Source organism: Sphingobacterium sp. UBA1498 (assembly GCF_002325125.1).
Taxonomy (GTDB): Bacteria; Bacteroidota; Bacteroidia; order Sphingobacteriales; family Sphingobacteriaceae; genus Sphingobacterium.
In genome coordinates this window covers 15,329-36,676 of the sequence record NZ_DCRG01000017.1, presented here as the reverse complement: position 1 = coordinate 36,676, position 21,348 = coordinate 15,329, and the positions used below count along the sequence as shown (strand labels likewise).

Here is a 21,348-nt window from a genome sequence, read left to right as displayed (position 1 = left end):
TTTATTGATGATTAATTACCCTCGTTTTATCGGATTTGCAAGTATAACCTTTTTAGTGGCACTTTTTGCATCCTGCCGGTCTTCAAAATACCTTGACGATGACCAAGCTTTGGTTACAAAAGTACAGATTTCTGGTGTTACCCCTGCATTGAAAGAATCATCCGAAACATATATTTCCAATCAAATAAGACCTAATTCAAGGGTAAATCTCTTTATTTACAATACGTTCAATACTACAAACGGCCGCTATAAAACCAAGAAAATTCGGAATGTCGGTGAACCACCTCATTTGTTAGATTCGGCAATGGTCGATTTGTCCGCTAATCAAATCCGGCGATTTTTGTTTTCAAAAGGATATTTTAAAGCCAAAGTAACACCCGAAATCGCTGTTTCTAAGAAGCGCGCGCATATAGACTTTAAGGTTGATGCTGGTGCTCCTTATCAAATTAGAGGTGTAGATCGTAACTTTGAAGAAGCAGATATAAAAGATATCTTTGAGCGTGAGGTGCTGCCAAAGACTGCCGTCAAGCCAAATACGCAATATGATGCAGCAAAATTACTCGATGAAAGAGAGAAACTTTATGTTTCGATGCGGAACAACGGATATTACGATTATTTGCGGCAGTATATGCGTGCAGGTATTGATTCGGCTATAGCGGGTAATTTGATCGACCTCAAAATCAATGTCGAAAATCCATCGGATTCTACGATACATAAAAAGTATCAGATTGACAGTGTTTATATGACCATAAGGAATTATGGTACAATGTCGAAGAAGTCGCCGCGTCGCATTCAAGATTCAGCTAAACGACTCTTATTTGTTGATGAAACGAATAGCTTTCGTTGGAAACCGTTAGAGCGTTATATGTATTTGCGGTCAGGGAATTACTATTCGTTACAAGAGGAAAATAAATCCTATGACCGATTGTATGAGATGAATGGATTTCGTTCTGTCAAAATACAGTTTGTCAAGAAGGATTCCAATAAGCTTAATGTGCATTATGATTTTGTTCCAAGACCTCGAATGGGAAACCAGATAGAAGGTGAGTATACCTTTAGTTCGGGTATGAGTGGGTTCAATATCGGAAATACTTTTTCGCAACGTAATATTTTTGGAGGGTCAGAGCAATTGGAGGTTAAATTGCGCTACGGAGTTTTGTTTGACCCGCGATTGGCAGGAGGGCTTTCCAGTAAGATCTTTAACAATGATTTTCAGGCAGGGGTCAACTTGGTTATTCCGCGCTTGATGGTTCCTTTTCATATAAATCCGGGAGGGAAATTTGGCTTGCCTAAAACGACCTATTCCATGACATTGCAATTATTTGATCAGGATAAAACCTATTCAAACCGTTATTTTATTACGTCCTTAAATTATTCCTGGTATGAAACGGAGAACAAGTACCACAGCTTCACACCCATCGTATTGGAGTACCGGGATGGGCGCCTAGATTCCAATTTCCGGAACAAGCTCGTGCAAGAAGGCTATCAGCTGTATGTGCGGAGTAACGACCGCCAGTATTTCGGTCTGGGGACCCAGTATACCTTTGTGTTGAATGGAAAAAAATTGAATAGCAAGGAAGATTTTCAATATTTCAGAGGGACATTGGATGTTAGTGGAAACTTTTTGGATCTTATTAGTTCTTTGGCAAAATTGCCTAAGAATGCCGACGGAGAGAAAAAAATCTTTGGTGTGCCTTTTCTCCAGTATGCCAAAACTGAACTCGATTATCGTTTATATCGAAATCTTGGAGGAAATAGACAGTTTGTCTTCCGTTTTAATCCAGGGATAGCAATTCCATATGGTAACAACTCCAAATTGTTGATTTTTGAGAAGAGTTTCTATAGTGGCGGAATGAACGGTATCCGTGCTTGGCAGGCACGTACGTTGGGACCGGGTGCTTACAACCGCCAGAGTTTAAGTGAAGACCTGCGTTTAAATCTGCGTAATCTGGATCAACTCGGCGAAATTAAATTGGAAGCGAACGCAGAGTATCGTTTCCGGTTGCTCAATAATTTTTTGGGAGCCAAAATGAACGGAGCGACATTCGTAGATATGGGGAATGTTTGGCGTCTCAAGAAAGATGAAGAATTGAACCCCGGAGGAGAGTTTAAAATCAATAAATTTCTTGGGCAAGTCGCGATTGGTACCGGTTTTGGACTTCGTTTCGATTCAGACTATTTTGTGATCCGTTTAGATGCCGGACTTAAACTTAAAGACCCTCAGTTTTCAGGGGCCGATCAATGGGTTATTAAGCACTTTTTTGATTCTAAAGAATTTAAGGCACAGTACTATGAAACCCACAAACCAGACCGATACAATTTTATTCAATATAATTTTGGTATTGGTATGCCGTTTTAAAGCACCACGCTTCATTTATTTTGACTTGCTTTCATTGATACGAAATCTAGGTAGACCTTGGCGCTAACCAATAAGATTTTTGAGACTTGAAAAAATGGATTCGAAAATTTTGCCTAAATCTAACCCCTGGGAATGATTGAATAAAAAGAAAACAATGGCAAGCGCAATGGCTGTCATAATCACTTTTTTAAACATATAAGCGATTCCTAGTACGATAGCAGGAATAACTAAAAACATCAATCCACTAATGGCAAATGGAGAAAGGCCGCTATCACTCTTGTAGATGTAAAATAGGCGCCCTTTAGATGTTTGCTGGTTTTTATGGCTAAAGAAAACGAATGTTGATGACTCAATTTTCTGATTTGGGACAGCAACACCATCGTGAAACTGTAAAGGCTGAGAGAAACCATTGATCGTAAATAAGTAATTGCCATTGATGGTCTCGTTGGTATTTCCCAAGGAATCCAATGCAATAACTGCTAACTTTCCGTTTTTTGAAAGATTTTCTTTGACGATAAAGTTTTGGATATTTTGCTCTTGAGCAGCAGCCCAAAAAGGTATCATTAATAGAAAAAATATAATCTTTTTCATTTTTTTATTTTATACAAGTCTACATTGACCCACGCTGAATTTATTCTCCTAGTGTCAAGATCGCCTGGAACGTCGGCAGGGATCAACAAGCTTTATCCAATTTCTTTGAATTAAGACTGCAATTTTAGGTATTTTAATTTTCTTTTGGAAATGTTTAAAGTTTCCGATATACCGACACTTTTTAGTCGTACTCAGTCTCCTTTTACGGCAACAAGATAATGGAGGAGCCAGAGAGGCTCAGACCATTTGCATTTTTTACTTAAATAATCTTGTGTTCAATTAAATTTTACTAATTTTGACGCTAACCATATAAACTGTTGTCAATGAGGAGTATATTATTATTTTCTGTTTTGGTGAACGCTGTGTGTTTCGGCCAAAAAAATGAAAGTTATCTTATAAAACAAGAGCTATTCCTAGGAAATAAGCTAGCAAACTCCAAATCGACTTATGTGACCGTGTCTTCCAATAAGACATTATCGAAGCAAGCTTTTCCGTTGGAAATAAATACGAAAGCCATCACGTATACAGATCCGGAAAGACAATTCATCTTTTCGAGTTTATACCCAGATAGTAGCCTTAATGTTTTGTATTCGAGCATGTTGGCTGATGTTTTAATGCAATTGCATCAACCTATTTATTTTAATTTTCAAGGCGAGCAGACGATTGTCGATACGACTTCGCTCAAGAAGGAGATTCGGGTAAAAGCCCAGCATTGGGAGCTAACAGACGATGTCGCTGCAATGGTAGCTAACAATATGGCTGGTGTGGGGGCTGCGTTAAGCCAAGAGCTAAATCATGCCTATATAAACAAAGATTTCTTGAAAAGACTCCAAGTTGAGTCACAATTGGTGGACAGTAAAAGGTATAGCATGACAAAAAGCGATAAGCAGAAAGTATATTTAACCTTCAAAGATACTTCCAAACAGTTGGAAGGGGAGCTTGTGATTGCTAAGAAAGGCTGTAAACTTATCAGTCTAAATCAACGACAAACCTATACGTTTGATAATCGCCCTGTCTTAAGTACAACAAACATACAGCAATTGGAGACCATTATGCATCCTACTTACGACGAAACATATGCCGAAATGCTATTATCAAGCAGTTTTGTGAGCAAGAAATTATTGACCGATGGCGCAGTCGATAGTGTGAAAGTAGTGGAGTACATCAAGAAATACGATGCTATTTTTCCCAATGATAAGTTTTTTGTGCAGAAAAAGTTAAATCTACTTCAACAGATTAAAGACGATAAACAATACGACTTAACGTTGAAAAATACACCAGTAAATTTGTTGGCAGGAACACACCATCTCTCTAATCTGCTTTATAGAGGCGAGCTATCGAAGGACAAATTTATGGCTTTGATTCCTTTGCTGGACAAGGAAAAGAAATATAACTGGATACAGAATAGTTTGTACCAAGGGTATGCACCTTCGAAGGAATACCTATCTGCTAGTGAACAGATCGAACTATTATTGAATGGCTTTTCCGAATTGGAAAAACAATACATCTATCCTATGGTATTGTGGCAACGAATCGAGGATCTGGACAACGATCTACCACAATCTCGGAACCTATTTAATGAGCTGATGGGATTGAATGCTGATTATTGGACCAATGGAAATGCCGGGCGGTATGCTTTGATGATATATCAGCGGATGGTGCCGATTGATGAGGTGTTTAGCAGGCAAATGTTAAATGATATCATTGCAAAATTAACAACACTTTATGATACGGATCAAACTAAGGATAGACATATAACACGGGCGCATCTTGCCACCGCCTATTATTTTGCTTACCAATTAGTTCATAAAAATGATAGAAGAGAGGCCTTGGCCTATTTGGAGAAAGCTGCACTATATTCTCCAAAAAAAGATGCTGAAATTGCCTATGATTCTTATTACGATACGAACTTTTTAAAGGCTAAAAACAACTATTCGGAAGATTATCTGACCGAACTGGCTTCGACGGGCCAGAAGGATGTTGCCTTATCAAAATACATTAAAGAGTTTTTGACTGTGCAGGGAACAAGCTACAGGGGCCTACGTGATTTTTATCAACATTACTATTCAGATCAGAAGTTTAGCGAATTTTTTATGCAAAAAGTTGTTTCGCAGTTACCGGAAGCCCCTAATTTTATTTTAAAGAACTTACAAAATGGTCAAACAACAAATGATGATTTGAAAGGTAAATGGACATTGGTGGATTTTTGGGGTACCTGGTGTGGACCATGTGTTGCAGAAATGCCGAAACTCAATGATTTTTATGACCAGCTCAGGATAAATAAAGAAAGGTCGCAAAGAATTGGTTTTGTCAGTATTGCGTGTAGTGATACAGAAGATAAAGTGAAAAATTTTATTGCCAAAAACAATTATACGATACCCGTACTCATGTCGGACAATCGGGTGGAACGAGATTTTAATGTGCAGGGTTATCCGAGCAAGTATATTCTAACACCGGAGGGGAAGTTGATAGCGATGCCATTTGGTTTTGACTGGCAGCAGTTGTTAGAAGAAATAGCGTTTTTTTAACATAGTTCTCGCTATTTTATAATGTTTTTATCTAATCCCTATGAAATGAATAGCTAGTCATTGACCTTTTCATATACTTTTTTTTGTGCTACTTTCGTTATATTTAAACAGAAAGGGAATTAATTGATATTATAGCTAGAAATAATGTTAAAGCATTTAAAGTATATAGACGGCACATCAGATAAATTTTGGAAAATTCAAACAACTGGAGTAAGACATACCGTAACCTACGGTCGAAACGGAACGGCCGGACAAAGTAAAAGTAAAACATTCGACTCGGAAGCAGCCTGTCTAAAGGATGCCGAAAAGCTAATTGCTGAGAAGATAAAAAAAGGCTATTCTGAAGACGGTACTTTAGGCGTCGATCGTAGTGAAAAAGATTCAGCTGTTCGACCGCTTTCGGTTGCTAGCCGACGGAAAGAAGAAGCGGTAGAGTCACTGAGACTACTTATCAAAGAGGCAAGGATTGAAAATATCATCCCATTTTTGGAAGAATACGCTAGTGGCAACCTCGAAGTTTTAAAAAAAGAAATTCGTGCTGCCAAGCGCTACTGGGTTGATTATAGTGATCTCTCCAAAGATCCTGAATTTAAAAGTAAAGCCCAATACAACTGGGGTATACGAGGTACGAAGACACAGCAACGAGCGGTGAAGTTGCTGGCTCTGGCCACATTTTCCGGCTCAGATGCGGGTAGCTGGGATATTTTTCATGAGCTTTTAAATCAAGCGAAGAGCCATGACGTGATGCAAATCCTAAACTATGCCAAACCCAATTGGTTGGGCGGTTATTTATTGCAGTTAGTTCGTAAAAATGATTGGCAACGCATTACATATGATAATCTTCGCTTACTGGAGCAAATGGGACATATCGATTTTGAACCAGAGCTCTATGCAAGCTCCATTTCTGGTTTTAATCATTATGAATCAAAAAGGTTTTTTGAACAACTCACCACCGATGAATTGACAATCCAAAGAGATATTCCATTGGTGTTTGCTTACGAAACAGGGATTCAAAATGCCTATTGGAATTATGATTATCAGCATGCCGTCAATGAACTCTTATGGGATAAGGTGTTCGACACATTATTGGCCAATGGGAAAATTGATCCAGAACTTATCATCACCGGAGCGCTTGAAGCTCAAACCAAAAACTGGAATATTAATCTCAAAAGCTATTTCAGAAAGCTTATTGAACGGATGAAGCTTTCTGAAGATAAAGTGATCGAATACCAGCAAAAATTCTTTTCCTTATTGCATGCTGAATCTAGTGCCGTGATCAATTTTGTAGTTGATTATCTGAAGCCATTCCTCTCGCATAAGGATTTTCATTTACAGGAGTTTTTGGATTGGGCAGAATGTATCTTTATGCGGAGCGATGTTAAGTCAAGCCTGAAGACCCTTTTGATTCAATTTGATAAGCTATTGAAGCAAAAGCCAGCGTGGCGCGAACGATTTGTTTTACTGGCTGCAGATCTATTTATGATTTCGGACCTACAGTTGCAGGAAAGGGCAAGTAAGTTTATCTTAAAAAATCAGCATGAGCCTTTGGAAGCGTTATCTGACAAGCTTCAATTATATCAAACGCAAATGATGGGAACAATAGCGGTTGACCTAAAGCATCTTTTTCAAAAAGAGGGTTATTCAGAAGCTGAAATCTTGGCTGAGCTGAGCGGCCGTTCCGCCGAACGATATGTCTATCAGCCGACAGAATTTCGTTGCCTGAACGAAGCTTATGAATATCCGCAGACCTGGAACGAATTGTTTTTCAAGGTGGGAGAGGTCATCGGAGGCTCGGATCCTATTCAGGTGGAAATACTAATGAATGCCTGGGTGCAACAGACGGCCGTTTTTCCCCCCGACTATCAGATACAATTGGAGCCTTACATTAAGCAGCTAACAGGATCTTATCGTGAATCATCTTGGTACAACCATTTTTCAGGCGCCTTTATAAATATGTATTATAAGCCGACTGTAGTATATAAAGATAAAGATCGATACCACAATTACTCCAAATGGGTGAGTTTGATGGGCAGCCAATTGGAGTTACTGCAACGTTATCGGATTGATGGCATCTGCTTACCGCTGTTGAGTCTGCCGACGCATAAGCCGTTTTGGATTGCACCCTCCATACTCGTGCAGCGCATTTTGGCTTATCAGGAAGCAGACGTGAAAATTAATTTATTGGACTTATCCATTGCGCTAAGCCGTACAGTTCGTGAAGATTTAGAGGGTATCGAAGTACTGATAAAGCAAATTAAGGAACAGCAATTCCAAGATGTGATCAGTTATGCCCTAGGCCTGGATTCGATGAAACTATATCAACAATCCTGGCTGAAGAATTTATTGTCTTTCAAAGATTCCGATCAGGCAAGCTGGATTGGCGTATGGGCAACCGTGGCCCGTACGCATCATCGCGATACTTATTTTGAAGAATTTACCAAAGAGCCTTTGGCAGACATCCCCTTTGCTGCGGAGCCATTTCGTCCGGTATTGCAAATAGAACCAACGTATTATAACGGTTACAATTACACGACTAAAAAATCGGAAAAGGTATACAATGGTGATAAGCTGACGTATTATTTTCCGTCTTTCAAACACGGAGCTGAGACTTTTTTGTATCATAAAGATCTTTTTAATCGTGGCAATGATACGCTGTTGGCTTATTATTTGTATAGGGCGGATGTCCCTTTTATGCATAGCTTAATGCCGCAGAATACAGAAAGTCTTTCCATGTTCTTAACGGTGGGATTGAATGGTAAAAGTGATATTGGCGGAAAATCTTCAGCAGCTTATCTGCAGGAGATGTTGTACGATTTTTTCCGCTTTGATCAACAGTCCAATCTGTATCTGGCAACTTCGTTTTTCAATAAAGAGAAAGAAGTGCGTGCGATGGCGGTTGAAGTCATTTTGGCTGCAATTAACGAAAATAGATTGGACACCGCGGAATTAGGTGTGCAACTGGGACTGCTGCTCGGTAACGGCTATGGGCCAATTGGGCGATGCGTGGAAGTTCTGGAGCAATGTCGCGATATATCTTCGAAGCATAACAATGCGTTATTGCAGTTGCTGGAGATGGCTTTTATTCATTATAACATTGCCGAAAAGATGCCCACGAATTTTAAAAAGCTCATCGAATACTATTACGATTTGATGAATAAGGAACAATACAGTTTTTCAGCTGAACTGCAAGAGGTTTTTGGGAAGCTAGAGATATACAAGAGTTTACAACCCATTTTGAAAAAAATAAGACAATAAATATGGCCGAGCAAGATATAGCGATTAGCTATGCAAGAAATTCACAACTGACCCACCAATCGGGTATTCAGCAATTAGTATTAGCTCATCAGTCCGAATTGACAGAAGTCGCCAACGTGCCTTGTTTCTTTTGGGGGAGTTTGACGGATCCTCTGTTGACTTCTAAATGTTTGTTGACCTTGTCGAAAGTTGTGCGATCGAGTTTTGGACCCGTACCTCCGAGTTTACGGGATCCTATCGTTTCAGCTGGTACAAACCAGATTCGTTTCGAGGGATTTTCTTCCTGTAACGGTGTTTACGCACGTTTAGATTTATTGGAAGATGCTATTGATGGTGAGTTTATTACCAGTGGTACAACCAATGTAGATTTCAATGAACCGATGCTCAATGCATTAAACGCTGTCAAGAAGACCGAAAAGATGGTGTTGGGAGTAGGAAGCAATGAGGTTTCTATTCGTACTGATAAAGCCAAAGTGACTGAGAAGAAAGTAAGTTTGCCACCACGCTGGATCAAAGGGCTGACTTCCGTTCAATTATATCTGGCGGGTATGGAGCTTCAGTTTGAATTAAATAAAATTCAGCTTATCCAATTATTTCAGGGCATTCCCAAAGGGAATGTGAAAGGGGAGTTCTATTTGACGAAAAGGGCTAACCGATTTGTCTTTTCACCCATAAGTACAGGCGATGCGGTACGTATTGGTGGTATTCAGCGATTGCGCCTATTGGAGGGGTTGGTGACCTATGCCGACAGGTTACTTGTTTATCAGGAAAAAGGAGGTGAGAGCGCGGCTTTTGTTGCCGACTTTGGTAAAATGAGACTGACTCTGGCTTTGTCACCGGATAGCTATCGCGGATTCTCGGGTGAAGGTAATGTGTTGGAAAATATGATTAAGGCCGTTCCTGATGAATGGGTTCACGCCGTGAATGGATTGCTTAAATCCAACGAGCTATTCGACCCAACAATGCTTTCCATTGAGCATGATGTCGACTTCGATACGATGGATACGCTCTCTGCTTCATTATCTTCCATCGGGTTGTTAGGTTATGATTTACATAGTCATCAGCATTATTATAGACGATTGCCTTTTAAGATGGAACGTATTTTAGCGTTGAATCCGCGGTTAAAAAATGCGAAAAAACTTGTTGCGACAGCAGGTGTACAGTTTGTCAAGAATACAACGGATTATATCGAGGCGAGAGTGGATGGATCCGGTGTGCAACATACTGTCATTATACAGGGCGATAAGTTTCAATGTACCTGTAACTGGTTTACTAATCATCAGGGAAAGAGGGGGCTATGTAAACATATACTCGCGGTAAAGATGCTGAATGGGTAGCGAAGAGCGCATCATGTTTTTCCCCTTTATGGTAAAACATGATGCAAAATACATTACGAACTGAACATCTAAAAATGTCGCAAGGAAAATAGAAAAATAGTGTCGTGCAAAAGTTAGAAAGGTTTTGTTAATAATTCATTAATTGATTAATTTAAGGAAAATTTTCAATTATGAAATCTAACAGCCTATTTATTTTCCTTATTGTTTTTCTAACAGCAGTAGCCACTCCTGTCTTTAGTCAACAAAATTTTAACTTTTCATTTGATCAACCGATTAATGCTCCATGGTTCAAGATAGGCGATACGACGGTTTTTAAAAGTAGTATAGACCAAAATACATATTATAGTGCAAAAGGAGCGCTTCGGATTGAAAGTCTAAAAAAGAACAGCGCTTTCGGAGGAATTATGATGTGGTTACCATCAAATTTAAAGGGCGATTCCATTGAAGTGTCTGCGATGATTAAGCGCGAGAACATCATCGCGGGGTCTTATGCGTCGATGATGTTACGGATAGATCCCGAAATCTTTTTCGATAATATGGCTAACCGCCAAATGAATGGGACAAAAAACTGGGAAAATATTAAGCTGAAAACTAAATTGGTGCCAAACCAGACGGAAGGGATCTCCATTGCGTTTTTTCTTTCTGGAGAAGGTAAGATGTGGGTTGATGATGTGCTCATTACTGTAGATGGTAAGGATATTACCAAGGAAGCGGGAATGTTTGTGCCATTTGCGAAAGAAATCAGTGAACCTGCAAGTTCGGGGATATCTGACTTTAATAGTACGCCCAAGATTGATCAACGCTTAGTGGATCTGGGACGAATATGGGGATTTCTGAAATATAGGCATCCAGCGATAGCGCAAGGGAAGTATGATTGGGATCAACAGTTATTTAAGTCTATAAATGCTGTTATTATGGCAAAAGATAATAAATCTATTGAGGCACATTATGCTGCGCTGTTAGACAGTGTCGGTACGACGGCTAACTACGCTAAGCCACTGCTTGAAAACGTCGTTCACGAAATAGATTATAGCTGGATCGATGAGCTTCCATTTAAGGATGATCTTAAAGATAAACTGAAGCGTATTCGTTACAGCAGTTTCGATCAGCATCACTACTTTGGTTTTACTGGTGGCGCAGGTAATGTGCTTTTCAAGAACGAGAAAAAATATGAAAATGTATTATCAGCGGACGTGGGATTTCGGTTGTTAACGCTTTTTCGCTTCTGGAATATGATCGAGTATTTTTCTCCTTATAAACACCTGACGGACCCGAAATGGGAAGCGGTTTTAAAAGCCGCTGTGCCCGAAATGATCCTTAGTCGGGATGATCGTTCTTATGGACTTTCACTTCTCAAGATGATATCTCAAGTAAAAGATGCACATACCGGACTTTGGAGCACGCCGAAAGGGCTGATAAATTATTATGGCAAGTACCGTATGCCAATAGAGATCCGAATAATAGAGGGAAAAGCCGTGGTGACTAAAGTCTTTGAGAGTGAGCAATCTGGAGATAAACTTAGCATAGGAGATGTGCTCATCAGTAAGGAACATAAAAAGATTGAAGAAATCAGAGATTCACTATGGGCTTATATGAGCACACCGAATGAAGCTGTGGCCAACCGCGATCTTGCTAGAAAGCTTGTGACAAGCAGTAGCGAGCTTGTAGCCTGTGAAATAGTGCGTGATGGCGAACCTATTACAGTAAATATTGTTGCGATGTCTGCTAGCCAAATTAAACCTGCGCCAAAAGATACTGTAGCTTTTAAGATGCTGGATAATAATATTCTATATATTAATCATAGTTTATTGCGTGGTAAAATGATTACAGATAATAGGTTAAACTGGAGTAAGGTAAAAGGTATTGTGATTGATGACCGCAATTATCCCGGTGATTTTTTAGTGTTCAAGCTTACACCCTTGTTGTTGACCAAGCCTACTGATTTCGTTCGTTTTACCAGTACGAGTCTTCAATATCCTGGAACTTTTGTAATGAGCAGCCCATTACAAGTTGGGGAGAATGCCAATGATTGTTATCAAGGTAAGGTGGCTATTCTGGTCAATGAGGATACGCAGAGTTCTGCGGAATATCATGTGATGGCTTATCAGGCAGCTGCTAATGTCAAGGTTTTCGGATCACAGACAGCGGGTGCTGATGGCAATGTCAGTTCCATTGATTTACCAGGTAATCAAAGGACAATGCTTTCGGGACTGGGTGTATATTACCCTGATCAGCGTGAAACTCAGCGTGTCGGTATTAAAATTGATGAAATTGTCAAGCCGAGTATAAAGGGGATTCGCGAAGGTAAGGATGAGGTGATGGAAAAAGCATTGGAGTATTTAAATAAATGAGTTTGGTCTTACGATTGATCGTTGCGGAGAGGTGAGGACTTAAAGTCGGATAACATAAGGTGATTTGTTTTAAAATAAATACTAAAATATTTAGTATTTTAATAAGGTTTAGCTACCTTTGTATTGTTACTTACAGAAGTCGTACCAATTAAACAGGCAATTATGTTAACAGATCAAACTTTAGTATCCGATATAAAAGCGATTATTTCCCAGTCCAAAGACAATGCCATTCGTGCTGTCGACCATCAGCGTACGTTGATGTACTGGCATATCGGCCAACGTATTTTTGAACAGGAGCAGGAAGGTAAGGATAGAGCGGACTATGGGAAATACATCATAAAATATCTTTCAGCGGAGTTGCAGCCTGAGTTTGGTAGTGGTTTTTCGTATAGACAGCTAAATTGGTGCCGCCAATTTTATCGCACATTTCCAATTGTGTCTACACTGTGGACGCAATTGAGTTGGAGCCAGTATAAGCTGCTTTTAAGTCTTAATAGCGAGGAACAACGGGAGTTTTATATTGCCGAAACCATAAAGAATAATTGGACAGTCCGCCAGCTTGAGCGGCAGATCAATACCAGTCTATATGAACGCCTGCTGCTTAGTAACGATAAGGAAAGTGTATTGGCTGTAGCCAAAAAGGAAAAGATGCCTTCTGATGCCAAGGAAATTATCAAAGATCCAATGGTACTGGAGTTTTTAGGGTTGAAACGGGAAAGCGCTTATTATGAAAAAGATCTTGAAGGCGCCATTATTGTTCATCTTCAAGAATTCCTTCTCGAATTAGGGAATGGCTTCTCCTTCGTGGCCAGACAAAAACGCATCCATATAGAAGGTGATGAGTTTTTTGTTGATCTGGTCTTTTACAACCGTCTATTGCAAAGTTTTGTGATCATTGAGATCAAGACTCACAAATTAACCCATCAGGACATTGGTCAATTGCAGATGTATGTCAATTACTATGATCGCATTGAAAGGCTTCCATATGAACATCCCACGATCGGCATTTTACTCTGTGCGAGTAAAAACGATGCGGTTGTGAAATTTACCCTTCCCGAAGACCAAAAACAAATCGTTGCCAGTCAATATGAGCTTTACTTGCCTACAGAGCAACAGTTGCTGGATGAGGTGAACAAAGAACTGGAAAGTTTTGTGAGTAAGGTTGGCGATGAGTAAATTTACAACGAGCATTATATATTTTTAAAATGCAACACTATACCGCTGCTACTCTCTTCTTTGCAGCTTGGAGATCAAAGTAGTTCGGATCCCATTTTTCACCTTTTTCTAAGCCGAGCCAGGTTCGCATCTCATCATGTTCTTCATGGCGTATATCTTTCATGACATCCTTTACATTTTGATATCCCCAAGTACTTCCGCAATCTTCCGGTGGGCAAGCACCTTTTCCCTCCAGTAACTCCGCTTTTAATACATGCTTGTCTAGAATGTCCTCGACCACAATTTGATGTGTCCAGCTATCACCAAAATCATAGATGTAGGTGAACTTTTGCCCTGTCTGATTTAAAATGTCTTTCAATATTAACAATTCGGCATCTTCGGTATTTCCTTCGTCCCACTCTTCGTCAATTATGGCAATCTCAGGATATGATCCAAAACCTTTCGGCGAAAACTGATAAAGGTGATAGTTTTGCCAGCCAAATGCTTCTTGTATCACTTGATGTAAACGGTCAAACGTGAAATAATCGGGAACTAATAACTTTCGCCACACTGGTGGTTTTGTTATCCCTTTAATCTGTATTTTTAATTGTAATAGCATCTGTATTTATTTTATTCCTCTTCACTATTAAAATAACTCATAATAGCTGTAATTTTTGTAATCCCTCACTCTCTGTCGATCAATGGATGTTCTTGTCAATATAAAAGACTATTTAGTACTTCTTTGTTGAATAATAATTGACCTATTTGCAGATTAGACCATCCTGTTTTCAATACATAAGAAAAAGCTGGCGTCTCTTCGACAATCTTGCAGTCTATATAGTTTGGGCTCACTTGGACGTTGGCTTCTGCAATTTTTTGCCGTAATTCAATTATATGAGTAGAGATAATGAATGTAGAAGTAGCAAACTTTTGAAGACCCTTGATCGTTTTTACACTTATAACCAATGCATCTTCATAGTTGGTCCCCTTAAATAGCTCGTCGAAAATGGCGAAACATCGTTTACCCTCATGCGCTTGATGAACAACGTTTTTCAATTTGATAATTTCTTTCATAAAATGACTATAACCATTTTTTAGATCATCGCTGTGATTAATTTGAATCGATACATTATCATAAAAAGGAATGGTTCCAGCGCTGGCAGGCATAGCTAATCCCAAATGAGTCAAGTAAACGCATAAGCCGATGGATTTAAGCAGTGTTGATTTTCCGGACATGTTTGCACCTGTAATAAGTACGATATTGTTGTTTATAACGATATCATTTTTTACAGGATTAGATAGCAATGGGTGATATAGTTCTGTGAGTTGAAAACAATATTCATTCATTGTAGCGAACTGAAAATTGTTTTTATAAATTGCTTTCCCGATTGAAAAATAAGCTTCTAAAAGAGCTAGTTTCTCAAAAAATAAAAGCGTATCACCATTTTTACGGTTTTCAGAAACAATAGCGTTTAGCTCCTGGATGGAAATATAGCCTAGTGTACCTTTACGGATTTTGGATGTAAAGTGTCGAAGTTTGAAGGAGTGGAGATAGTTTATGACAAACCTAAGATCCTCTTGATATTTATGGGGAAATTCATTCAGGTCAATATTTCCTGTGAGATCATTTTCAAGCTTGGATAAGAAGTTAATTAGTTGCGCATACTCGCCAAGTAAGATGTTGCTCTGACGTTTTTTGACTTTGTAAGTCAGAAAATCAACTTTTTTTAGGTACTCTAGTGGGAAATGACATAAGAACTTATGTGAATCTGCATACTCAATTTTAGTGTAATAGTAGTCATTCCCGCGTGATATGGACAAAATAATTTGTTTTAGGATTGTTTGTCTATCGTTGATTTGGGAGATAGATGATAATGGATTTTGTAGAAGTTTGTAGAGCGCCGAATGACTATCTGAGTTTAATGTATAATCAAATATGGGTAAAATGTCTTTTGATAAATATAAATCTTGTGTATCATTCATAATTGCTTTTAGGTTTATTAAAATTGTTTATGCTGACTTTACTCCTGCATTAAATCTTCGATTAGCTGAAGTTTTACAGTTTCCAAGATACCTTTTGGATCATCCATGATTACTATTCCAAAGATATCCTTTTTTATGGACGCATGGTTTCCATTGTTATCGCTGGCTTCATAATTTCCAAATATATCCTTTTTTACAGAAACACGGCTCCCTTTGTTGTCTTCAATTGTTTTGCCACCCAATATGTCTGTTATAATGGTTGTAATTTTACCGGTGTTATTTTCAATTGTCAGGTTTCCTAGAACATCCTTTGATATACGACTACTATTTCCTTGGCTGTCACGAATGTCTAAGCCACCTGTAACATTTTTAGATACAGTGGTGTGGTTGCCACTCGCATCACTGATATCTAAACCGCCGAAGATGTTTTTTGAAATAGTAGTGAGGTTGCCGTGGATGTCACGGATCTTCAAATTATCAAGGGTATTCATGAAGTTAGTGGATGGACTCCAATCTGGAATATCAAAATCTCCACTTATATTTTTCCTGACCGTTTTTTCCTTTCCTTCGTTATATTTTACGACTATATTGCCGGAAAGATCCTGTTTTACTGATGTTTTAAGTCCGTTGTTATCCGTTTTTGTATATCCGTTCCAGTGGTCTTTGCTGTATTTGATACTTTTACCCCAGTTGTCTGAAACGGTTACCTCTCCCCAGCTATCAGTTTTTATTTTAATGGAGCTTTTATCTAAGCCTTCCGAAACAGCTAATTGTGTAATATACTTTCGGATATCATCAGAAAGTGTGTCAGTTAAATGGTTAGGATAGTTTCTATGGTAGGAGATCCTAGCTTTTACTGTCACTGTTATAGAAAATAAAAATAACAAATTAAATAAGATATATAGGCGTTTCATGGGGCTATAATTTATGATTAAAATACAATTTTTTGATAAGAAAATAAAGTAAATGATTTTAATTCGCTTAATTCTAGCCGATAATATGGTATTGTAAATTGAACTGTCACATCACTTCTTCTAGAGTTCTTCCTTCCAATACCTCAGCACTCCATCAATAGAATCTTTCTGCAATAGAGCTTGACGGCTACCACATAGAATCTTCATGTACTTTTCACTGTCGCTAACTCTAAATTTAATGCTTGATTCTGCTTTATGCCTTTTGAAAATTTCCAAAGCATTAACTTGTCTGTCAAAATAGATTTGTTCTATCCAAGTTTTAAGAAGTTCGAGCAGAGGTCTGTTAGTTTTTCGGGTGCTGCCTTTCGGCGCATTTTTCTTTTTCCATATGATGCGTGTGCCTTCTCCTTTTTCAGAATAAATGATATGGGAAAATTTGAAATCAATAGCTTGATTGAGCGACGTAAATGTCGCGCAACCGGAAAGGTGCGTTTGAATAGTAGGAGCGAAGCAAGCTTTTCTATTCATTGGTTAAAATGGCGCTATAAGAAGTGGCTACGGGGAAAAAATCGAAGGAAGCACCGATATGGCAGTGGGGCAGGAAAGCCAAAGCAATGCTATACGTACGGTTACATCCACTGTGGTGGATATCATATTACGAAAGAGCATCCGCATGATTACAGGCGAAAAATAGAAAAATATGAACAGAAATATACTGAATAATTGATGATCGCTGCTTTTTTAATTTTTATTTTTCTAACATAGATTATTTTGTACATTTGTATCGAATAAAATCGAAATTGAAATGGCAGAAACTGTACAACCAAGAGGTCCAAAGACAACTGATAATAATGCGAATCAAACACATTACTACAAAACATTGGTAGTAGCGATCGCTTTAGGTTTAATAGGTACATTTATCCGTTTTGTACCGGATGTTTGTACGTCTATGGGTCAACAAACATTTTTGTTTTCCGCAATAGCTAACATCTCCATGATCGTAGGCGCACTTATCGCTTTCAAAACCGTGTTCGGAATTTTGGGATTTGGAAAAAACCGTGACTAATTACTACTCAGCAAAGATATTGAAAGCTTCAGTTTACTGAGGCTTTTTTTGTGACGTATAAAGCAAATGATCTAGGACGTTAACAATACAGGTGGATTGTCAAATACAAATATCATATATAAAAAAAGCCTTCCAATTTGGAAGGCTTTTTTTATATCGTGTGTCGCGTGCTATTAAGCGAAAAGAGACCAGGTAGACCAAGGAATACGAGCAAGCATCAAGATTAAACCGATGATGAAGAAAATCAAAACGGTTTGATTTGCTTTTTTTGCATTTTCAATCTTTTTAGCTTTAGAATAACCAATGGTGATCAATACAATAGCAATAATCATGGTCAATGGGTGTTCGATGATTTTAAATCGTAACGAAGGATCTTTCATTACAGCACCAGAGATCATCGAAGGGTACTTTAAATAAAAGAATAAAATCAATCCCACCACTAATTGAATATGCGATGCGATGAAACCCAATAAAGCAATTTTACGGTTGTACGGTTTGTTGCCTAGATAGTTTGATAGGGTGATCACGATCGATATCACCAGGGCTAGCAATAAGACAATTGCTATAGTCGAGTGTAAATGTAACATAAAAGCTCTCTTTAATTATTTCCTAAGTTAGCAAAGATAAAAATATATTAAATGTATTTGTTAAAAATCATTGTTCCAAAAGAAATATCTCCGCAATTGGATGGAATAGGTACATACGCTTGCTGGTCAATTCCATGCATTTATAACGTTTCCTTATTTTTTCAATACGCTGAAATGAACGCCCATTTTTTAATTTAAAGAAGTGCCCGTCCTCTAAGGATTCTACCGTAAGGGCGCTGCTTTTGACGCTGTCATATAACTTTAAGGTACGAAACAGGTGGAGGTCCGTGCAGCTCGATGCTGCGGGGTTTTCCATATAGCGGTGAATCGCCTGGCTAATGTCGGTTGGGAAAATATTCAGTTCTAGAAATGGTCTCATTAGTTCCTTAAAATTATTTTTCCACTCCGTACCGTGTGGCTTGACACGATGCTGATGTTTATTCCACGTTTGTAAATGTGCAAATTCGTGAATCGTCGTAATCAAAAATGAATAAGAGTTTAAGTCATGGTTAACCGAGATACGGTGCGGGCTTCCTCTGTACGGAGCGCGGTAATCTCCTAGCTTGGTACTCCTGGAACGAGAGATCTTAAATAAACACTGCGTATGATTAATCCACTTGGATATGATTGGAGCAGCTTCTTCGGGCATGTATTTTCTTAGTGTAGCACTATAATCTTGCATGACATAAAAATAGGAATTTATTCATGTTAATAAAGCGCATGTCGACATTCTTTTGTCAAAAATAGAATTGTTTTACTAAAAAAAGTAGTTTTAAATTTGGAAAAATGATATTATTTTTAGTATTTAGTATTTGTAAATGTTACGTGCGGATATGTCAATAGATCAGAGGAGCTATGTTTTTAATAAAATGTATTGAAATCGTCTGATTTTTAGGTAAATTACCTGTAGAAAAAGTCATGTTAACATGCAAAATGATGAGGAAAGGTATTTCCTCCAAACTGTAATAAGACCTTTAAAAATATGCTGGATACCTTACATATTAAAAATTATGCGCTTATAAACGAGTTGGAAATCCAGTTCGATAAAGGTTTGAATATGATTACCGGGGAGACTGGGGCTGGTAAATCCATTATTATGGGAGCCCTATCGTTAATTTTAGGAAATAGAGTAGAGGGAAAGTACTTTTTCGATCCAACGAAGAAGTGTGTGATTGAGGGAGAATTTAAAATAGGTTCCTACAAATTACTCAATTTTTTCGAAGAAAATGACCTAGACTATGCAGATCATACCATTATTCGAAGAGAAATCACTCCCGATGGTAAATCCCGAGCATTTATTAATGATTCTCCAGTTACCCTAACTATTCTCAAGCAGTTGGGAGAACAATTGATCGATGTACATTCTCAACATGCAACATTGCAGATCAATACGGAAGAGTTCCAATTTTTAGTGGTCGACAGTGTCGCGGGCACATTTGCATTAAAGCAAGATTATCGAGATAGTTTCTTTGCTTATAAGAGAGCAAAAAAGGAACTCGAAGAATTTAAGGAGCTGGTAAAAAAGGCTGCATTAGAACAAGATTATTTTCAGTTCCAATTTGATGAACTTGATGCAGCGCAATTGGTGTCCGATGAACAGGGGCAGCTCGAAATACAACAGCGCCAATTGGAAAATGCAGAAGATATTAAGCGCGCGCTAACCGGTGCATCGCAGCTATTGGAAAATGATGATACGGCTGTTTTAAGCCGTTTGAAGGACGCTATGAGCCAAGTGGAAGGTATCACTTCATTTCTTCCTGAAACAGCAGATTTGGCTGCGCGGTTAAAGAGCACATGGATTGAGCTCAAGGACGTTGCCGCAGAGATAAGTGCTCTTGAAGAAGAGACACAAATCGACGAGGGTACTTTGTTGGAAATTAACGAGCGACTGAGCTTACTCTACTCATTACAGAAGAAGCATCATGTGGACTCCGTTGAGGAGCTTATTCGGCTCAGGGATGAGCTTGAGTCCAAGTTGATGGCCATAAATTCTTCCGATGAGCAATTGGAGCGGCTGGAAAAAGAGGTAGTCGTTAAGTTGAACATTGCTCAGAAAAATGGTAGGGAACTATCAGTAGGCAGGAGCAAAGTGTTGGCGTTAATCGCAAAAGAAGTGCAAGCTACCTTAGCAAATGTGGGAATGCCCAATGCACGTCTTCAAATTAATTTAGAGCCCTTAAAGGAAGGAGAGATGCGGGAATCCGGAATGGATGCTATCCAATTTTTGTTCTCTGCCAATAAAGGGCAGGAAATGCAATTCATCCATAAAGTGGCCTCTGGAGGTGAGCTTTCACGGGTAATGTTAGCCATAAAATCTTTAGTTGCCAAAACTTCTGCCCTGCCGACTATTATTTTTGATGAAATCGATACCGGGATCTCTGGTGAGGTGGCGTTGCGTGTAGGTGAAGTAATGGAAAGTTTAGCTGAGAATATGCAGGTCATTGCTATTTCACATTTACCCCAGATTGCCGCTAAAGGTGCTGCCCATTATAAAGTGTACAAAGAAGATAAAGCCAATCGGACAATATCCAACATTGTTCGATTAGACAATGCGGGTAGGGTTACTGAAATAGCACAGATGCTCAGCGGAGCCAATCCAACGGATGCTGCGCTGGAACATGCGGAGTTGTTGTTGAAGGGGTAATGAATACAACAATGCCTCAAAAAGGATTTAACTATTGAGGCATTGTTATTTTCATATTTTTTACTAGTTTCCGATAGTAGCGTCAGTTAGAACGACCTTAACAATCATGTTTTCGGGTGGACTTGTTAGACCATTAGCGTATATACGTACTACGCCGATGGAATAGTTGTACGAAAACTTGTAGCCCTTTAATTCAGAAGGGATCGCTACATACCGATCAGGTGTAGCATCCACATTGATTGCTACACTTACGTGACCGTCTTCATAATAACGTTTATCAAGATCTGAGATCTGAATGTCTTTTCTATACGTATTATTGCCTTCTCTATCCCAATCCGCCGATTTTACAGGAAATACGTAACTTGTGCCGTCTAAAACGTTCACCTCTTGTGTGATATACTCCTTCTTACAAGAAGAAAATGAAACCAAAGCTGCGGTTCCAAGTAATGCTGCGAATAAAAGTCTTTTCATATTGTGTGTGTTATTTGTGAGATTTTTTATTATATGACGATAAAATAGTTCGAAAGTTTAACGTCAACTTTGTTTATAACAAAAAATGCACCATAAAGGTGCATTTT

Annotated in this window: 16 protein-coding genes; 8 read left to right on the top strand and 8 right to left on the bottom strand. The window is 38.7% G+C overall.

Annotation, left to right across the window (positions count from 1 at the left end; genetic code table 11):
• Positions 1-7 precede the first annotated feature (7 nt).
• A complete protein-coding gene (locus B3139_RS09785; protein WP_209579116.1) occupies positions 8-2,359 on the top strand; it encodes a BamA/TamA family outer membrane protein in 2,352 nt (783 codons plus the stop codon).
• Positions 2,360-2,422: 63 nt separating this feature from the next.
• Here the strand turns inward: B3139_RS09785 and B3139_RS09780 are convergent, their stop codons facing one another.
• Entirely contained in the window at positions 2,423-2,950 is a 528-nt protein-coding gene (locus B3139_RS09780; RefSeq protein ID WP_209579117.1) for a hypothetical protein, read from the bottom strand.
• A gap of 323 nt (positions 2,951-3,273) precedes the next feature.
• On the opposite strand from B3139_RS09780, the gene B3139_RS09775 reads away from it, so the two are divergent.
• The 5 genes from B3139_RS09775 (at position 3,274) to B3139_RS09755 (ending at position 13,597) form a co-directional block, all read left to right on the top strand.
• Positions 3,274-5,478 (top strand): TlpA family protein disulfide reductase, encoded by a 2,205-nt coding sequence (locus B3139_RS09775; RefSeq protein WP_293882396.1) that lies wholly within the window; start codon positions 3,274-3,276, stop codon positions 5,476-5,478.
• Between the two features lie 144 nt (positions 5,479-5,622).
• Positions 5,623-8,733, top strand: coding sequence for a DUF6493 family protein (locus B3139_RS09770; RefSeq protein WP_209579119.1), 3,111 nt, complete (start codon positions 5,623-5,625; stop codon positions 8,731-8,733).
• A 2-nt stretch (positions 8,734-8,735) separates the two neighbouring features.
• Entirely contained in the window at positions 8,736-10,070 is a 1,335-nt protein-coding gene (locus B3139_RS09765) for an SWIM zinc finger family protein (protein ID WP_209579120.1), read from the top strand.
• Positions 10,071-10,240: 170 nt separating this feature from the next.
• The gene (locus B3139_RS09760) at positions 10,241-12,421 is read left to right on the top strand and encodes a S41 family peptidase (protein ID WP_293882391.1); all 2,181 of its coding nucleotides are present in this window, start codon (positions 10,241-10,243) and stop codon (positions 12,419-12,421) included.
• 162 nt (positions 12,422-12,583) lie between these two features.
• Complete coding sequence (locus B3139_RS09755; RefSeq protein ID WP_293882389.1) at positions 12,584-13,597, top strand: PDDEXK nuclease domain-containing protein; 1,014 nt, start codon at positions 12,584-12,586, stop codon at positions 13,595-13,597.
• Positions 13,598-13,634: 37 nt separating this feature from the next.
• Here B3139_RS09755 and B3139_RS09750 read toward each other — a convergent pair whose 3' ends face one another.
• From B3139_RS09750 to B3139_RS09735, 4 genes are all read right to left on the bottom strand, one after another.
• Positions 13,635-14,195, bottom strand: coding sequence for a plasmid pRiA4b ORF-3 family protein (locus B3139_RS09750; RefSeq protein ID WP_293882387.1), 561 nt, complete (start codon positions 14,193-14,195; stop codon positions 13,635-13,637).
• 95 nt (positions 14,196-14,290) lie between these two features.
• Complete coding sequence (locus B3139_RS09745; protein WP_293882385.1) at positions 14,291-15,559, bottom strand: MutS-related protein; 1,269 nt, start codon at positions 15,557-15,559, stop codon at positions 14,291-14,293.
• 38 nt (positions 15,560-15,597) lie between these two features.
• A complete protein-coding gene (locus tag B3139_RS09740) occupies positions 15,598-16,473 on the bottom strand; it encodes a hypothetical protein (protein ID WP_293882383.1) in 876 nt (291 codons plus the stop codon).
• Between the two features lie 120 nt (positions 16,474-16,593).
• Positions 16,594-17,001: a hypothetical protein gene (locus B3139_RS09735; protein WP_293882381.1), complete on the bottom strand. Its 408-nt coding sequence runs from the start codon at positions 16,999-17,001 to the stop codon at positions 16,594-16,596.
• Between the two features lie 277 nt (positions 17,002-17,278).
• Between B3139_RS09735 and B3139_RS09730 the strand changes: the two genes are divergently transcribed.
• On the top strand, positions 17,279-17,539 hold the full coding sequence (locus B3139_RS09730) for a hypothetical protein (RefSeq protein WP_209579127.1): 261 nt from the start codon (positions 17,279-17,281) through the stop codon (positions 17,537-17,539).
• Positions 17,540-17,712: 173 nt separating this feature from the next.
• Here the strand turns inward: B3139_RS09730 and B3139_RS09725 are convergent, their stop codons facing one another.
• Positions 17,713-18,126: a hypothetical protein gene (locus B3139_RS09725; protein ID WP_209579128.1), complete on the bottom strand. Its 414-nt coding sequence runs from the start codon at positions 18,124-18,126 to the stop codon at positions 17,713-17,715.
• 67 nt (positions 18,127-18,193) lie between these two features.
• On the bottom strand, positions 18,194-18,808 hold the full coding sequence (locus tag B3139_RS09720; RefSeq protein WP_293882379.1) for a sprT domain-containing protein: 615 nt from the start codon (positions 18,806-18,808) through the stop codon (positions 18,194-18,196).
• Positions 18,809-19,108: 300 nt separating this feature from the next.
• Here B3139_RS09720 and recN point away from each other — a divergent pair, with 300 nt between their 5' ends.
• On the top strand, positions 19,109-20,770 hold the full coding sequence (gene recN / locus B3139_RS09715) for a DNA repair protein RecN (protein ID WP_293882377.1): 1,662 nt from the start codon (positions 19,109-19,111) through the stop codon (positions 20,768-20,770).
• Positions 20,771-20,833: 63 nt separating this feature from the next.
• Here recN and B3139_RS09710 read toward each other — a convergent pair whose 3' ends face one another.
• Positions 20,834-21,241: a hypothetical protein gene (locus B3139_RS09710; RefSeq protein ID WP_293882375.1), complete on the bottom strand. Its 408-nt coding sequence runs from the start codon at positions 21,239-21,241 to the stop codon at positions 20,834-20,836.
• Positions 21,242-21,348: the final 107 nt, after the last annotated feature.

Excerpts from the sequence above, each read along its gene's own strand:
- B3139_RS09710 (WP_293882375.1), bottom strand. The coding sequence starts at position 21,241 with ATGAAAAGACTTTTATTCGCAGCATTACTTGGAACCGCAGCTTTGGTT.
- recN (WP_293882377.1), top strand. The coding sequence starts at position 19,109 with ATGCTGGATACCTTACATATTAAAAATTATGCGCTTATAAACGAGTTG.
- B3139_RS09750 (WP_293882387.1), bottom strand. The coding sequence starts at position 14,195 with ATGCTATTACAATTAAAAATACAGATTAAAGGGATAACAAAACCACCA.
- B3139_RS09765 (WP_209579120.1), top strand. The coding sequence starts at position 8,736 with ATGGCCGAGCAAGATATAGCGATTAGCTATGCAAGAAATTCACAACTG.
- B3139_RS09775 (WP_293882396.1), top strand. The coding sequence starts at position 3,274 with ATGAGGAGTATATTATTATTTTCTGTTTTGGTGAACGCTGTGTGTTTC.
- B3139_RS09730 (WP_209579127.1), top strand. The coding sequence starts at position 17,279 with ATGGCAGAAACTGTACAACCAAGAGGTCCAAAGACAACTGATAATAAT.
- B3139_RS09760 (WP_293882391.1), top strand. The coding sequence starts at position 10,241 with ATGAAATCTAACAGCCTATTTATTTTCCTTATTGTTTTTCTAACAGCA.
- B3139_RS09745 (WP_293882385.1), bottom strand. The coding sequence starts at position 15,559 with ATGAATGATACACAAGATTTATATTTATCAAAAGACATTTTACCCATA.
- B3139_RS09720 (WP_293882379.1), bottom strand. The coding sequence starts at position 18,808 with ATGCAAGATTATAGTGCTACACTAAGAAAATACATGCCCGAAGAAGCT.
- B3139_RS09770 (WP_209579119.1), top strand. The coding sequence starts at position 5,623 with ATGTTAAAGCATTTAAAGTATATAGACGGCACATCAGATAAATTTTGG.
- B3139_RS09780 (WP_209579117.1), bottom strand. The coding sequence starts at position 2,950 with ATGAAAAAGATTATATTTTTTCTATTAATGATACCTTTTTGGGCTGCT.
- B3139_RS09755 (WP_293882389.1), top strand. The coding sequence starts at position 12,584 with ATGTTAACAGATCAAACTTTAGTATCCGATATAAAAGCGATTATTTCC.
- B3139_RS09735 (WP_293882381.1), bottom strand. The coding sequence starts at position 17,001 with ATGAATAGAAAAGCTTGCTTCGCTCCTACTATTCAAACGCACCTTTCC.
- B3139_RS09725 (WP_209579128.1), bottom strand. The coding sequence starts at position 18,126 with ATGTTACATTTACACTCGACTATAGCAATTGTCTTATTGCTAGCCCTG.
- B3139_RS09740 (WP_293882383.1), bottom strand. The coding sequence starts at position 16,473 with ATGAAACGCCTATATATCTTATTTAATTTGTTATTTTTATTTTCTATA.
- B3139_RS09785 (WP_209579116.1), top strand. The coding sequence starts at position 8 with ATGATTAATTACCCTCGTTTTATCGGATTTGCAAGTATAACCTTTTTA.